10 protein-coding genes and 2 pseudogenes are annotated in these 15,065 nt (G+C 59.7%); 8 read left to right on the top strand and 4 right to left on the bottom strand.

What is annotated here, in order from left to right; translation table 11 throughout:
- On the bottom strand, positions 1 to 658 hold a 658-nt coding region (locus ABIB91_RS40905), incomplete at its 3' end, for an IS110 family RNA-guided transposase (protein WP_354172777.1).
- 62 nt (positions 659 to 720) lie between these two features.
- Here ABIB91_RS40905 and ABIB91_RS40900 point away from each other — a divergent pair.
- A pseudogene (locus ABIB91_RS40900) lies at positions 721 to 1,379 on the top strand (IS3 family transposase); the annotation flags it as partial.
- A 258-nt stretch (positions 1,380 to 1,637) separates the two neighbouring features.
- Here the strand turns inward: ABIB91_RS40900 and ABIB91_RS40895 are convergent.
- Positions 1,638 to 2,204: pseudogene (locus ABIB91_RS40895) on the bottom strand (IS110 family RNA-guided transposase); the annotation flags it as partial.
- Positions 2,177 to 2,956 carry a hypothetical protein gene (locus ABIB91_RS40890; RefSeq protein WP_354172773.1) on the bottom strand — a complete coding sequence of 260 codons (780 nt, stop codon included), beginning with the start codon at positions 2,954 to 2,956 and terminating at the stop codon, positions 2,177 to 2,179. The pseudogene ABIB91_RS40895 and the gene ABIB91_RS40890, both read right to left, overlap by 28 nt.
- Before the next feature lie 531 nt (positions 2,957 to 3,487).
- On the opposite strand from ABIB91_RS40890, the gene ABIB91_RS40885 reads away from it, so the two are divergent.
- Positions 3,488 to 4,264, top strand: a complete 777-nt coding sequence (locus ABIB91_RS40885; protein ID WP_280096513.1) for a bestrophin-like domain — start codon at positions 3,488 to 3,490, stop codon at positions 4,262 to 4,264.
- 359 nt (positions 4,265 to 4,623) lie between these two features.
- Here ABIB91_RS40885 and ABIB91_RS40880 read toward each other — a convergent pair whose 3' ends face one another.
- Positions 4,624 to 5,016 carry a hypothetical protein gene (locus tag ABIB91_RS40880; protein WP_354172770.1) on the bottom strand — a complete coding sequence of 131 codons (393 nt, stop codon included), beginning with the start codon at positions 5,014 to 5,016 and terminating at the stop codon, positions 4,624 to 4,626.
- 691 nt (positions 5,017 to 5,707) lie between these two features.
- On the opposite strand from ABIB91_RS40880, the gene ABIB91_RS40875 reads away from it, so the two are divergent.
- The 6 genes from ABIB91_RS40875 to ABIB91_RS40850 all read left to right on the top strand — a co-directional run.
- Positions 5,708 to 7,099, top strand: a complete 1,392-nt coding sequence (locus ABIB91_RS40875; RefSeq protein ID WP_502917096.1) for a M16 family metallopeptidase — start codon at positions 5,708 to 5,710, stop codon at positions 7,097 to 7,099.
- A complete protein-coding gene (locus tag ABIB91_RS40870; RefSeq protein ID WP_354172766.1) occupies positions 7,096 to 8,460 on the top strand; it encodes a M16 family metallopeptidase in 1,365 nt (454 codons plus the stop codon). Before ABIB91_RS40875 ends, ABIB91_RS40870 begins: the two co-directional genes overlap by 4 nt.
- Before the next feature lie 647 nt (positions 8,461 to 9,107).
- Complete coding sequence (locus ABIB91_RS40865) at positions 9,108 to 9,395, top strand: AAA family ATPase (RefSeq protein ID WP_354172764.1); 288 nt, start codon at positions 9,108 to 9,110, stop codon at positions 9,393 to 9,395.
- A gap of 733 nt (positions 9,396 to 10,128) precedes the next feature.
- Positions 10,129 to 10,677: a VOC family protein gene (locus ABIB91_RS40860; RefSeq protein WP_354172762.1), complete on the top strand. Its 549-nt coding sequence runs from the start codon at positions 10,129 to 10,131 to the stop codon at positions 10,675 to 10,677.
- Positions 10,678 to 10,760: 83 nt separating this feature from the next.
- Entirely contained in the window at positions 10,761 to 12,053 is a 1,293-nt protein-coding gene (locus tag ABIB91_RS40855) for an aminotransferase-like domain-containing protein (protein WP_354129593.1), read from the top strand.
- Positions 12,054 to 12,291: 238 nt separating this feature from the next.
- A partial coding sequence (locus tag ABIB91_RS40850; RefSeq protein WP_354253303.1) for an amino acid adenylation domain-containing protein occupies positions 12,292 to 15,065 on the top strand: 2,774 nt, incomplete at its 3' end.

The following is a 15,065-nucleotide window of genomic DNA, read 5'->3' as shown; positions in this document are numbered from 1 at the left end:
GACGTGCGGTATCGCTTTGAGAGGCAATTGCCTCAATCTCGCGGTTGACCTCGGCAATCCGCAGCTCCAGCTGCCGCAGCTCGTCAAATGTAGATGCAAGAATGCGACGCATCGCCGAGGTTAGATCATTCGACTGATCGGCCAAAACCCTCGGCAGATCAGCCTTGAACTTGCCGGCGCCCTGGTGAATAGCGATCCCATATTCCAGGCAAAAAGCGCGCATCTGATTGATGAGGCACGTCCGTTGCGACATCATCCGATCGCGAACACGATGCAGCGCTTGCAGGTCAATGTGCTCAGGCGACCTTAGCTCGACGAAGCGCATCGTTGGTCTCGTCACGGCTTCGGCGATCGCCGCGGCATCGATGATGTCATTTTTGTTGGACTTCACATATGGCTTCACGAATTGAGCTGGGATAATGCGAACGGTGTGCCCCATGGCGGCGATCTTGCGGGCCAACCATTGCGAGCCGGAGCAGGCCTCCATCCCCACCAAAGCCGGTCCTGCACGTTCGAAGAACTGCAAGAGCGTATCGCGCCGAAAGGTCGCCTTCTGGATCGGCATTCCGGCGGCGTCGAGCCCAACGACGTGGAAAAGGTTCTTGCCAATGTCGATCCCAAACACCGTTGCCGGCCTGGGCTTGTTCCGTGTCCTCATTGCTTCCTCCTTTCAAAAGCCAACTCAGTCTGACTGAGAGGACGGGGCGGGTCATCCCATTAGTGGTGACGCCCGCGGGGAAGCGGAAAGCTGTCGCTCATCTGGTGGAAGCCCATGGGATGAGCGAACGCGGGCGTGTAAAGCCATCGGCTGCTGCCGCATGACCGTGAGATACCGGACGACCCAGGCTGACGATACCAGCCTTCGCCAACGCATGAGGGCGATCGCCCAGGAGCGCCGCCGCTTCGGCTATCGGCGGCTGCATGTTCTGCTCAGGCGGGAGGGGTATTTGATCAACCATAAAAAGCTCTTCCGGCTCTATCGGGAAGAGAAGCTGACGGTGCGTCGCCGTACTGGCCGCAAGCGGGCGATCGGGACCAGGGCGCCGATGCTGGTTCCGATGACGCCGAACGACCGGTGGTCGCTCGACTTTGTGTCGGACCAATTGACCTGCGGCCGCCGCTTCCGGATCCTGACCGTCGTCGATGATTGTACCCGCGAGTGCCTGGCGCTGGTGGCCGACACCTCGCTCTCCGGCATTCGCGTGGCGCGGGAACTGGACCGGCTTATGATCGAGCGCGGCAAGCCCAGGATGGTGGTCAGCGATAACGGCAGCGAACTCACAAGCAACGCCATCCTGGTGTGGGCCGACCAAAGCCGTGTCGAATGGCACTACATCGCGCCGGGAAAACCCATGCAGAACGCCTTCATCGAGAGCTTCATGTATAGACGGCCCCGCGGGTGCAAGAGATTTCGACAGCGTTTTGGAGATCGGTCCGGTGCGTTCATGTATACGGCCTGTCATTGCGACCGATAACTTGGCCGCTGGCCCTGATGGAGATCGCGGATCGAGGCCTCATCAACGGGTCGCGCTTGTTGCGCTTAAAGCTCTTCGGGCTTTCTCGATCCCCAGCTCCGCCGGTTTCCATCATGCTGTCGTTTGCCCTCACACCTTAAAGTGGCCAGCCTGCTAAGCAGTTCATCCAGCAGCCTTAGCCCGATAGAACTCACCGGTCGTCATCATCGCCCAGATGATCCGAGCCAACTTGTTGGCGACGGCGATAGCGACGACCATGGGCCGACGCCGTTCAAGCAGAGCTTCGATCCAGCCACCTCCGACCCGGGACCGTGCCTTTGGATACCGAACGACGTTGCGTGCCCCGATGACAAGCAAGTGCCGGAGATAGGAATCGCCCTGCTTCGTTATTCGGCCGAGCCGGTCCTTCCCGCCGGTGGACTTCTGCTTAGGCGTCAGGCCCAGCCAAGCCGCGAATTCTCGCCCGGAGCGGAACATGGTCGGGTCCGGCACCGTCGCGGCGAGGGCCGTGGCCGTTATGGGACCAATGCCGGGAATCGAAGACAGCAACCTCGCCATCGGATTTACTCTCTGGATCTGAGCCAGCTCACGCTCGATAGCGTCGACCTGCCGGTCCAAATTCCTTCAGTTGGTTCACAAGAACAGCCAGCGCCATACGGGCAGTGCAGGTAACGCGAGTTCCTCGTCATCCAACAAATCCACTAGACCCTCCACCCTTTGCCGGCCCTGGAGTGCAAAGACGAATGCCCATAGGATTGCACGCAGCCATGATGTGTTTGCGACCAATAACGCGTCGATCTGAAGACTGGGTTCGAAGCTACCCTCGACATTGATTGCCTTGCGCCCGAGCGATGCGTCCTGGAACAGGAAGCGTTCTTTCGGGCGAATTTTGTCGAGAACCGCGCGTGACCGGAAAGCGTCGTTATCGACCTTGCCGTTTCTGCCCCGACCAGGTGCTTTAATTCCTTGAGGGGTTCTAACGCCTCAATGATCGCTTCACGAACGCGCTGATGCTTTTGTATCGCTTCCCATTTTTCGACGGCTTCCGCCGCGGCGAGCAGATTGACAGCAAGCTGATCTAGAGGTTCAGCTTTTTCGATTGCTTGCTCAAGAGTGTGCAGTTGGCCAGCGATGGACCGCGTAGGTGGCGGATCATCTTTTTCTGCCGTCTTGACGATGAGCTGCGACCACGCGTCACGAAAGGCACTCGCATTGCTTTCCCACCAAAGCGCGAGATCGGACACGACCTGAAGTGAATGCATGGTTTGGCAAAGGTCGATCACGGACTGAGGAGCATCCGGCGACAAAGTTTCCATGGTTGGTGCCGCAAAATCCGGGAGGGCGGCCGCCTGTTCATCGACAATCTCGTTCGTGAGTTTGGCGATACCGGTGAGCACGTCGCTGAAGGCGTCATTCGTCGCAAAGCGGGAACGCGCAGATTCCGAATACGCGTTCTTCGGTACCATCGTGCGAAGAAGCAAGCCTGTCCCCCGGTGAGCGTTTTTTCTTGACGACAGACGCACGCACATTGGGTCTGTTGACCAAATGCGAGCGTCGTCCTCTAGGGCCAGTCTCATAATTTCGGTTTTCGCGATGTTCGACCTCGCCAACCCGGGTGCCTTTCGTCTGCAACGCGAGCAGGAGCTTTGGGTTATGGCCGCGAAGGAGGTCCCGCCCGCCCCCCTCTCGACATCGGCATGCCCAAGCCGCAAGCCGAGGTGCTCATCGGCGGACATGCGGCGGCGCCTGGACGTAAGATTTCACGTAGGCTAGCGGCATCATGCGGACCAAGTGCGCGAGCGACGTGATCTGGCGTGCCCAGAGTTGGCCATGCAAAAGCCATGGAAAAATTTTGAGAGAATAATGATCCTTAAGCGAACGAACCCAATCCCTGAACCATTCTGTCGCGGTCCCTTGGTTGTGCCTTCACTAGCAATATATTGTTGGGCGGCTCAATGCTCATACGTTTCTAATCGGATTCGCCGCCTTGCAATAGAGGATCGCCTAACCCAATGATCAAAGGTTGGTTGGACTTTCCAGCATTTGAATTGTTCGCGGTCCTCATCGCCCTTTACGCAACGACTGGCGCTGTCATTGTGATCGCGAGTTTCAGCCCTGCAACGGTTGTGCTGGTGCGCCGCGTAGAAGGCGTGGTCGCTCCGCTTTTCGGGACGGTCGGAGTGTTGTTTGCGTTCCTGACCGGATTTTTGGCCAATGATATAACCGATCGCAACCGTCAAGCGGCCCGCGCGGTGCAGTCAGAGGCGGCGGAACTGCGCAACATCTATGCTGTTAGTAACGCGTCCGTCTCGGACATGGGCAGCCTCCGCTCAGTGCTTGCGAAATACGTCGCCGCCCTCGTGGATGACGAGTGGCCGGCGATGGCGCAGGACCAGGAGGCCCATTCGGTTGAGTCCGTCTATGACGCTTTGCTGCGAGAAGTGAGCGATCCCCGGATCGGTCAAGCAGCGGGTGCTGCGGTGCAGACGGCCTTGCTAAATGCCGCAGTCGGAGCGGGCAGCGCGCGTTCCGAACGGCTCGCGTTAGCCTCGGACCGCACGATCGATGCCAAATGGATTCTCGTCCTGATCCTTGGCGTGGTGACACAGATATCGATCGGGTTGGTGCACCTGAAGAAGGCCGGTGCGCAAATTACGGCGCTAAGCGTGTTCTCAATCGCTGTCGTGATGGCGCTGGGACTCATTGGTCTGCAAGAGCGTCCTTTTTCCGGTGATATCCGAGTAGAACCGGGACCTCTGGCTGAGGTCGCCAAAATCGCAGCGGATTGAGGATGCATCAGCTTCTTGCGTTTAATGCAAACCATTCCCGCGTTGACGCAGCTGGGAGATCTGTCGCGCCCGCTCGCAGCAGCTGCGCTTGAGCGGGGACGAGATCGATATGCTGGAAGCCGTGCAGGGAATCGTCCTCGACGAGCATGGTAACGATACGCCAACTTCCTGTTGGTGCCAGTGAACGACGGCAGTGGCGGAATCGACGGCGGCGGGCATTGGTCGCTGCTGTTCGTCGGTCGACGCGAGCTGGAAAGATGGCTTATCACTACGACTCTTCCAGTGGATTTCACCTCGCTATTGCAAATCTCCTGGCAGCAAAGTTCGGCGCAACCTGCAGCCCGACCGCAGGGAAGCAACTATGATTGCGGCGTCTTTGTGGTGGAAGCCACACGGGAGCTGGTTCGGCTGTTGACGCAAGGCAGCGTCCTGAGGACGGGCTGCGGCATCTCGCTGGGCTGATGAACTTGACGGATGCTATCGGTGAATGCGGCCATTGCCGTCCTCAAAGCGGTGGATAAAGATGAACCGAAGGCCAGCACGGCGGCGGCGACGACTGGATCAAGCTCATTTTCCGCCGCATGATCGAACGCGATTGGTCCGCGGACCAGGGAGGCGATATCTTCGTGGCGCGCGCTGATATGATCCAGGATCGGTCTTTGCGTCTCGCGGTTGTGGCCGCCGACGAAACCAGCTTCGGTACGGAAGCCGAGCTTCACGAAGCGCTCATCGCCGATCGCGATGCGCTGCACGCGTAGACTCTGCCTCATTCGAGCGGTGCCCGTCCCGATCCCGATGACCATTCCCCATCGCTGGATACGGTCCTGCGGTGGTCTCTCGCCTTCTATTGACGTAGCTCGACTTTGATCCTTTGAGGACAAGAACGGCAGCGGCTCGCGCGAGCAGATCTTTTGGAATCTGGCTCACTGCAGCGCGGGCGCGTTCCTTGACATCCTGCGCAACAGACCCACCAGTCCTGGCGGCTTGAAAACGAGCGCGCAGAAGTCCGGTGTAGATTGGCGCGGACACGATGCCGTGCCGAATTCTGCCCGGAACTGGCGTACTGGAGCTCGGTGTCAACGGAGATTTTAAATCGGCGCCCCAACAGCCATTCATGGAGAAGCCAGATGCGACGTGTGTAGAGTTCTTGAAGCAGACGCCTTCTCTGGCGTGACTATCCGAAAGGTACCGCGTTTACCGTGAAGAAACGTCGGCAGGTAAATGGTTTGCCGCGAGACGCCTGGCGGAGACGATCGAACCTAACGTCAATCAGCGATACGTATGGTTTTGCAATCTCATGCTCGCGGCCGGGCCTCACATGAGCAAAGCTTAATGCGGGACGGCGCGTCTCTCTCCGCTTCGTGATGACCGGCACGGAGAGTGCCGTATAGGGTGCCCGTGCTTTCGCGCCCACCGCATGTTCGGCCTTCCACAAGGATCATGATGCCCTCACACCGAGCGACCGCCCTTTTCGTTGCCGCACTTGTTTGCACGACCTCCCTGTCAAGCAGCGGCCTCCGCGCCCAGACCACGGTTACCTCCGAACCCCCCGCCAGCTTCACGCTCGGAAACGGCTTGCAGGTCGTGGTGATTCCCGACCACCGCACGCCCGTCGTCACGGAAATGATCTGGTACAAGGTCGGCTCGGCGGACGAGACGCCGGGCAAGTCCGGGCTCGCGCACTTCCTCGAGCACCTGATGTTCAAGGGCACATCGAAGCATCCGGTCGGCGAATTCTCCCAGACCGTGCTCCGCGTCGGGGGCAACGAGAACGCCTCGACCTCGGTCGACTACACCAACTATTACCAGCGCGTGCCGAAAGAGCAGCTGCCGACCATGATGGAGTTCGAGGCCGACCGCATGACCGGCCTGATCCTCAAGGACGAGAACGTGCTGCCCGAGCGAGACGTCGTGCTCGAAGAATACAACATGCGCGTCGCCAACAATCCGGACGCGCGGCTGAACGAGCAGATCATGGCCGCGCTCTATCTCAATCATCCCTACGGCCGGCCGGTGATCGGCTGGCACCAGGAGATCGAGAAGCTCGATCGCGAGGATGCGCTCGCCTTCTACCGCCGTTTCTATGCGCCGAACAACGCGATCCTGGTGATCGCCGGCGACGTCGAGGCCGCCGACATCCGCCCGCTGGTGGAGCGCAATTTCGGGTCCATCCCGGCCCAACCCGCGATCCCGGCCCACCGTGTCCGCCCGCAGGAGCCGGCGCCCGCGGCGCCGCGCACCGTGACCCTGGCGGATCCGCGCGTCGAGCAACCCGGCTTGCGGCGCTATTACCTGGTGCCCTCGGCGACCACGGCTGCGGCCGGCGAAAGCGCGGCCCTCGACGTGCTGGCGCAGCTAATGGGCAGCGGCAACAATTCCTATCTCTACCGTGCGCTCGTGGTCGACAAGCCGCTCGCGGTCTCCACCAGCGCCAGTTATTCGAGCATCTCGCTCGACCCGACCCAGTTCGCGATCTCGGCTTCGCCCAAATCCGGCGTCAGCTTCGCTGAGGTCGAGCAGGTGGTCGACGGCGTCATTGCCGACATCGCGCAGAATCCGATCCGCGCCGAGGATCTCGAGCGGGTCAAGACCCAGCTCATCGCCGAGGCGATCTACGCCCAGGACAACCAGGCGGTGCTGGCACGCTGGTATGGCGGCGCACTGACCACGGGCCTGTCGATCGAGGACATCAGGAGCTGGCCAGATCGCATCCGCGCGGTCACCGCCGAGCAGGTCCGCACCGTCGCGCAGAAATGGCTTGAGAAGAAGCGCTCGGTGACGGGCTATCTGATCAAGGACACCGGCGCCGCCAAGCGCGAGGAGAAGCGTTCGTGACCTATCCCTTCCTTCGACGTGTTGCATTCTCCGTCGTCACCGGCGCGGCACTCGCGCTCGCTACCGTCTCGCCGTCGCAAGCGGCGGCTAAGATCCAGCATTTGACCTCGCCGGGCGGCATCGAGGCCTGGTTCGTGCAGGATGCGACCGTGCCGCTGATCGCCATGGAATATTCCTTTGCCGGCGGCTCGGCCCAGGATCCCAAGGACAAATCGGGCGTCGCCAATCTGGTCGGCGATCTCCTCGACGAAGGCTCCGGCGATCTCGATTCCAAGACCTTCCATGAGCGGCTCGACCGCCGCGCCATCGAGCTCTCCTTCTCCGCCACCCGCGACACCTTCCGCGGCAGCCTGCGCATGCTGCGCGACAACAAGGACGAGGCCTTCGACCTGCTGCGGAGCGCGCTGACCTCGCCGCATTTCGAAACGGCCGATGTCGAACGCATTCGCTCGCAGGTGATCTCGGGCCTGCGCCGCGAGACCACCAACCCGACTTCGCTGGCGAGCCGCAAATTCCTGGAGGTTGCTTTCGGCGATCATCCCTACGGTCGGCAGTCCAACGGCAATCTCGAGAGCGTTCCGACCATCACGGTTGCCGACATGAAGGATTATGTCGGCCGCGTGCTCGCCAAGGACACGCTGAAGATCGCGGTGGTTGGCGACGTGGATCCCGATACGCTCGGCAAGCTTCTCGATCACACGTTTGGCAGCCTGCCCGCCAAGGCCAACCTCGTGCCGGTCCCCGACGTCGAGGCCGCCAAGCCGCCGCAACGCGCCTTCGTGACGCTCGACGTGCCCCAGACCGTGATCACCTTCGGCGGCCCCGGGGTGAAGCGCAGCGATCCGAACTTCATGGCGGCCTATGTCGTCAACCACATCCTCGGCGGCGGCGGGCTGTCCTCGCGGCTCTATCGCGAGGTGCGCGAGAAGCGCGGGCTGGCCTATTCGGTGTTCGAATCGCTGCTCTGGATGGAGCATTCGGCGGTCTTCATCGGCAATACCGGCACCCGCGCCGACCGCGCCGGCGACACCATCGACGCCATCGACAAGGAAGTGCGCCGGATCGCCGAGGAAGGCCCGACGCAGAAGGAGCTCGACGAGGCCAAGTCCTACCTCAAGGGCTCGCAGATGCTGGCGCTCGACACCTCCTCGAAGCTCGCGCAGGCGCTGCTGCAATATCAGCAAGACAAGCTGCCGATCGACTATATCGAGAAGCGCAACGGCATCGTCGACGCGGTGACGCTTGATGATACCAGGCGGGTTGCGAAGAAGGTCTGGGGCGACGGCCTGCTCACCGTAATCGTCGGCCGCGCCCCGCAGGCGGCCGCCCAGCCGGCCGCGGCGACCCCGAAGCCGAACTGACGTTTTCCTACGCGCACCTCCATTGCGGCTTACCCGCTCCCTACCCTCTCCCCCGCAGGGGGGAGGGAGCCTGAACGGGGCGCTCACCTCAAGGCGCGTTGCAGATGACCGAAGTCATCGGGATCAGTAAGAGGCGCATCGGCCGAGGGGCTCCCTCCCTCTTGCGCTGACGGGATCCCGAAGTGATCGATCGGGATAGGGGAGCCTCGCAGCTCCGCCCACCGGGTCACCGGAGGCGGTCGCCTGCCCCCCGTTCCCACAGAACGTGGCGTGCGGATTTCCCGCACCACGCTCTTCGGCAGTTGGTTCGCAGCTTCCACTACTATCTGTTCAAGTTTCGATTCCCCATGTGGACGGCTTTCCCCTCCTCGGAGTGTCGGGTCGGGGAGGCCCATTGAAGGGCTTGCCCGCCGCTCAAATGGCTCGTGCAGGTTTCCCGCAAGCCGCCTTCATGAATGGGCTTTCATGATTTGAAGTGAAGGGATCAGTGAGACAAGGCCAACTAAAGCGGGATGGGGTTAGGCTGAATCGATTTGGGATTGAACGAAGCCGCTGGCGCGGCATTGCAGTGAGGTGACGGCCAGCTACCCATTTCGGCAGTCGGTGACGCCACGATTGATACCGGTTTTGTTTCGGCTGTCTTTTCCATGAATCCAGGCTGCCACGGTTTGCCTCGGTCGAGCAAACCGATCTCTTGCTTCGCCGAGAGGATATTCTCCCCGCCCCCTTGCAAGAGAGCCAGCATCGAGCGTGATGCCTATTGCACGATGTTCTCACTCGATGATGAGACCCCCAATAATGGCGGCGAGAGCATTCTGACCAGCAAGGGTAATCTCGGGCAATTGCTCTTTTGCCGATCGTCGCCCTTGACCGTCCGCGTTGTTGTGTTGAGCTGTGTCTGGTCCAAGACGTCGATGTCTCAAGCCCGACAGTAAGACGGCAGCATTCCGCCAGCGCAGCGAGAGGCGCGTTGTTTCTTCAGGAAACGCCCGCAGAACGTCATTGGCACGTTGGTTGCTTGAGATGCGGGGTGATCCGTTACGACCACGATCGCATCCCTTGTCTAAGAGTTCAGATGAAACTTGCTCGATTGATCCAAATCAGTGTCATGCTGATGCTGTCGCGCCCGTCACGTGCGTGGCCGTCGCGGGGCCTCTCATCTCCTGATGGCGCTTCGGTCTCCCGGCGAGGACAGGATTGCTCTGCACCCGGAACTGGATGGAACGACGCCAGTCCAGAGGTGCTGCGCACCACGTTCGAGGCAATGTGCCGCGAGCCGTTCCAACAGATTCGTCTGGCGGACGTCCGCCTCCAGCTGAAGCGCGGCGATCTGACACCAGCAGCAGCGGATGCGCAGGTAGTGTTTTCGAAGCTAACAGGCGGCGGGATGCCGTCGGTGTTCGCTCGTAGATAGGCAATTAGCCGATGCAGGACGGTTGGGAACTTCGAGAAGCAATGAGGCAACGAGAAGAGCTCAAAGCCAAGCTCTTCCGCGCTCAATCGGATGTGGCCAGGCGTAAGGCTGAGTTGCTGGACCTCGAGCACAGGATTCTGAAGAACCTTGACGCTAGTACAGAGCTGATCTGCTGGTAGCAGGGTTTGCCTGTCGCTCGCGCGATGAGGTCGCTTTGGCCTGATCGTCGGATTGTGTGATCGAAAGTGGGTGCTATGCAGAAAACGATCGATAGCAAGCGCGGAGTGGGTGCGGCTTCCGATGACATCCGGACAACCGCGAGTCCTGTATCGCAATTTCGCGGGATCGATCATATTGCGATTGCTGTGCTCGATCTTGAGGCCTCAATTCAATTCTTTCGGGACGTGCTAGGTTTTGAGTTGAAGCGCCGTTTTCACATCAAGGGTCAAGCGACGGGCATGCTATCTGCTGAGTTCGAGAGCAGGGGCATCAGGTTTGTTCTGTGTCAGGGTACTGAGCCGGCTTCTCAGATCTCAGAGCTCGTGCGGCGTCACGGCGTTGGAGTTGCTCATATCGCTCTTGAGGTCGACGACGTGGATGCTGCTGTAGAGACCCTAAAGTCTCGTGGTCTGGGATTTGACACGAATGTGATACGTGGCCCTGGACTGACACAGGCCTTCTCGAGCCGCTCCATTGAGACCGGGCTTAGCTTCGAAATCATTCACCGAGATGGAGAGAGTGGTTTCCTCGAATCGAACGTCCAGCAGCTTTTTGACCAGCTTGAACAGTCCGGCAAATATTGAGCGAAGAGGCGTACGGCCTTAGACCTCCAGTCGTGCTCCGACGTAGGCGTGATCTCCATAGCTCCGTCCTCCTCCAAGGCTCCATGATGGATTTCCGGTTGCAAAGTTCGGCAATGAATTTCCTGAACGAGGTCTCGAGTCGGTTTCCCTCGGCTGTCTCGCTTGCGTCTGGTAGGCCGAGTGACCGATTTTTCGATAGACTCAACCCCCATGCGCTGTTGAATGCATTCGGTGTGTATCAAAGGTATTGGGCTGGCGATCGTGGCCAAGTATGGTCTCAGTTGTTGCAGTATGGTCGAACAGCGGGAATCATCAACGAGCTTGTTGCGCAACAGGTGCGATCCGATGAGGGGCTCCCCGCTAAGGTGGATCGCGTCCTGATCACCTCAGGATGCCAGGAAGCGCTCGCGCTCTGCCTGCCGGCGCTGTGTCCCGAATCTTCGGATGTGCTCCTGGCCTGTAATCCCACCTATATTGGAGCAATTGGTGCAGCTAATGCTGCGAGGGTGCCTATTGCAGCGTTGTCCAACTCAGCGTCTTGCGTTGCAGACGCGATCGAGTCCGCCGTTGCGCAATTGGGCCGAAATGGTCGAAGAGCTCGGGCAACATATCTTATTCCCGATTTTGATAATCCGACAGGACGCGTCCTCGATGTGGTCGCACGACGGGAGATCCTCGAAGTGTGCGCCAAACATCGGATCGTCGTTTTGGAGGACAATCCATATGGGCCATTTCGGTATGAAGGAGATGCTGTGCCTCCGATGGCCGTTTTGGATGAGGTCGGAAGTGTTATCTACCTGTCCACATTCTCCAAGATGCTAAGCCCAGCTCTTCGCGTCGGAGCAGCAATACTGCCAGATACCATCTTTGGAGACGCAGGTGCTTGCCGGACACTTTGGGAAGATCTGGTTCAGCGCAAGAGTTTCGTTACCGTGAATACGAGCCAAATTAGCCAAGCGATTGTGGCGGGGCTCTTGATCGAACAGCGGACAAGCTTACGTGGCTGGATCCGGCCGGCGCTGGATTGGTATCGTGCAAATCGCGACCTTATGTTGTGTCAGCTGGACGATGTGTTTTCGCCTTTGTCGGACCAGGTTCGATGGAATCGTCCTGCCGGCGGCTTCTTTCTGACTCTCGATCTTCCTTTCAGATTTGACGCGAACACCGCGGACGAGTGCGCAACGCATTACAATGTCATTGTTATGCCGATGAGCTTCTTCGCACTGGATAACTCTCAAGACTGCCGGATCCGATTGGCGTTCAGCTCGGTTGCTCCCGAGCAAATCTCAACTGCTGTGAGAGGTTTAGGTCACTATGTGGCGCGGCGCGTCGGGCGGGAATTGCCCAGGCTACGCGACGGCTTGGCTGGAGCGTGAAGATGGCCCATCGGTCTCCTCCGGTGCACGCCGGCGCGCGTCTCTCGGTGGCCATGCGCGTCACACACGTGAAGGTTTTGTCATGGACGTGGGTTACGAACATCACGACATATGTGTGTTGGCCTCATCGAGTTGCGAAGTCGGCGATTGGGGTGGGCAACGACCTGCAGCCTCACCAATTGGTTCTACCGTCTTTGTTGGCGGTGGTACGCTAGCTATTAGGTGTGCAGAGCTAGCAATGGAGATGGGCTACGTCATCGGCGCGGCCCTGTGTGCCGACGCCATCTTCCGCGATTGGACCGCTCGCGCCAATATCTTGTGCCTAGCGAGCGTTGAAGAGCTTGCCAAATTGCTCAATACCGAACCGGTGGAGTGGATATTTTCTGTTGCCAATCCGTTCATATTGCCGGCGGATGTGTTTGGGCGAGTGCGTCGAGGCGCTTTCAATTACCACGACGGTCCCTTGCCACGGTATGCGGGAGCTCATGCGACGTCTTGGGCGCTGCTGGCCCAAGAGTCCGAATATGCCATCACGTGGCATCGCATAGATCATGGTGTTCATACGGGTGACCTGGTGGTTCAACGCCAAGTCCTGATTGGACCTACCGACACCGCCTTAGGCCTGAACCTCAAATGTTATGAAGCCGCAGTCGAGGGATTCCGCGAGCTTTTAACTGGGTTAACGAACGAAAGGCTTGCCGCCCGTCCGCAGGCGCTAGCGGACAGAAGCTATTTTCCGAGGCGCCGACGCCCAGATGCTGCGGGCTGTCTGCGATGGGATAGATCCGCGCAAGATCTCTCAGCGATGACGCGCGCCTTAGACTTTGGGCCGCATCATTCCAATCCTTTATGTCTGTCCAAGGCTCTTGTGGGCGATGACGTTGTCGCAGTCAGGTGCTTGGAGGTGTCGTCTGGCCATTCGGGCTTATCGGCGGGTTCCCTGGTTGAAATCCACCCCAGCCACTGGCGTGTGGCGACGGGTACAGAGGATGTTGATGTTTGGTTTGACAGCCCGGATGGTGAGGCTCTGGATGCGCGGGCACTCGCGAGGCAGTCCGATCTGGATCTAGGGCATCGCCTCCCGATTTTAAGCGATGACGAGGCTCGGGGCATAACTGTTGCCCATGAAATGCTGGCGCCTCGGGAGAGTTTTTGGCGGCAGCGGCTTGAGCAGTTCAAAATATTGCAGCTTCCGTTTCTGTCGGCTTCAGAAGCTGCGACTCCACCCATATGGCAGGCGAGTTCGTGGCTCATTCCAAGTGCTGTAGCTAAGCTGTCGCCATTTGACCGCACGGAATACCTAATAACTGCTTGGCTGACCTATCTCACTCGCGTCACTGGCGAATCACAGCTCCAATTGGGATGGACGCCCGCACAGAATGGATCGCGGGCCCGGTTGAAGGCGGCGGAGGTGATTGTCGCTTCCGTCGTGCCGATGGAAATTACCATTGATCTTGGTCATGATTTTGCAGGGGTGCGCAGGGTGGTCGCCGCCGAATGCGCCGAGCTGAGCGAGCACGATAGCTTTGCGCGGGATGTGATTGCGCGCTGCCCGGCATTGCGGGTGATGGAGGTGCTGCGATCGTGCCGGCCCTGGCCCATAGGCGTCACGGTTACTGAAAACGGCTGTTCCGCTGCTGGTGATCTGGCTTCGTGCCCGAGTTCTGAAGCGGTCCCGTCGGGCCATTTGCTGACGTTTGAGGTTTGCGCTCTGGATGGGAGCTTTCGATGGCACTTTGATGCAAGTCGCTTGGCGCCTGAGCAGATCGACCGTATGACGCAGCATTTGCAAAATTTGTTGTGTGCGGTGATGGCCGATGCGGAGCAGCCGGTCGGGCGGATTGAGCTGCTGTCGCCCGCTGAGCGCACCTATCTGCTGGAGGAGTTGAACCGGACGGCGGCGCCCTATCCGGCGGAGCAGTGCATCCATGAGCTGTTCGAGGCGCAGGTGCGCCAAGCGCCGGACGCGGTGGCGGTGGTCTGCGAGGGCGAGCGCGTGAGCTATGGCGAGCTCAATGCACGGGCGAACCGCCTCGCGCATCATCTGGTCGGGCTCGGGGTCAAGCCGGATCAGCCGGTGGCGATCTGCCTTGAGCGCAGCGTGGCGATGGTGGTGGGGCTTTTAGCGGTCCTCAAGGCCGGCGGGGCGTATCTGCCGCTGGACCCGGCCTATCCGTCCGCGCGGCTGCGGCAGCTCCTCAACGATGCGGCGCCGCGACTGCTGCTGGCCGATGCGGCGGGGCGTGCCGCGCTGGGCTGTGATGCGCTCCTCGATCTGACGGTGATCGATCTGGCGACGGCGACGCCGGCCTGGGCGAACCTGCCGGAATCCAATCCGGACCCACGCGCCCTCGGCCTGACCTCGCGCCACCTCGCCTATGTGATCTACACCTCAGGATCAACCGGTACGCCCAAGGGCGTCATGGTCGAGCATCGCGGATTGGTGAATCATACGACCTGGCAGGTGAATCGCTTCCAATTCGGTACCCACGACGTTTTCTTGCAGCGAACCTCCCCCGCTTTTGATGCCGCCGTATGGGAGCTATGGACAGCTTTGTCGATTGGGGCACACTCAGTTCTTCTTCCTCTCGACCGACAATTAGATATTCGAACAATTTTAGATCTACTGGATAAGTACCGAGTAACGGTTCTGCAATTGGTTCCATCGCTTCTTTCAGCATTGCTCACGGTCACTGACGTCGAGCAAAAGCAAATCGATTCTCTGCGCTACATATTCTGTGGTGGAGAGGTCCTTAGAAAAGAACTAGCCACTAGATGGCTGCAATTGGCATCGCAGCCACTTGTCAATCTCTATGGACCTACTGAGGCCACGATTGACTCGACAGCGTGGCTTTATCCCGCTGGATTTGACGGGTCAGTTGTCCCGATTGGCCGACCGATCGCGAACACGCGGGTGTACCTGCTGGACGGTCATGCTGAGCCCGTTCCGTTTGGGGCGGTGGGGGAGCTTTACATCGGCGGGGCGGGGGTTGCGCGTGGCTACCTGAACCG

The organism is Bradyrhizobium sp. JR4.3 (genome assembly GCF_040547695.1).
In the GTDB taxonomy this organism is placed as follows: domain Bacteria; phylum Pseudomonadota; class Alphaproteobacteria; order Rhizobiales; family Xanthobacteraceae; genus Bradyrhizobium; species Bradyrhizobium canariense.
Note: the sequence above shows the minus strand (reverse complement) of the source record. Positions and strands in the feature narration are given on the sequence as shown.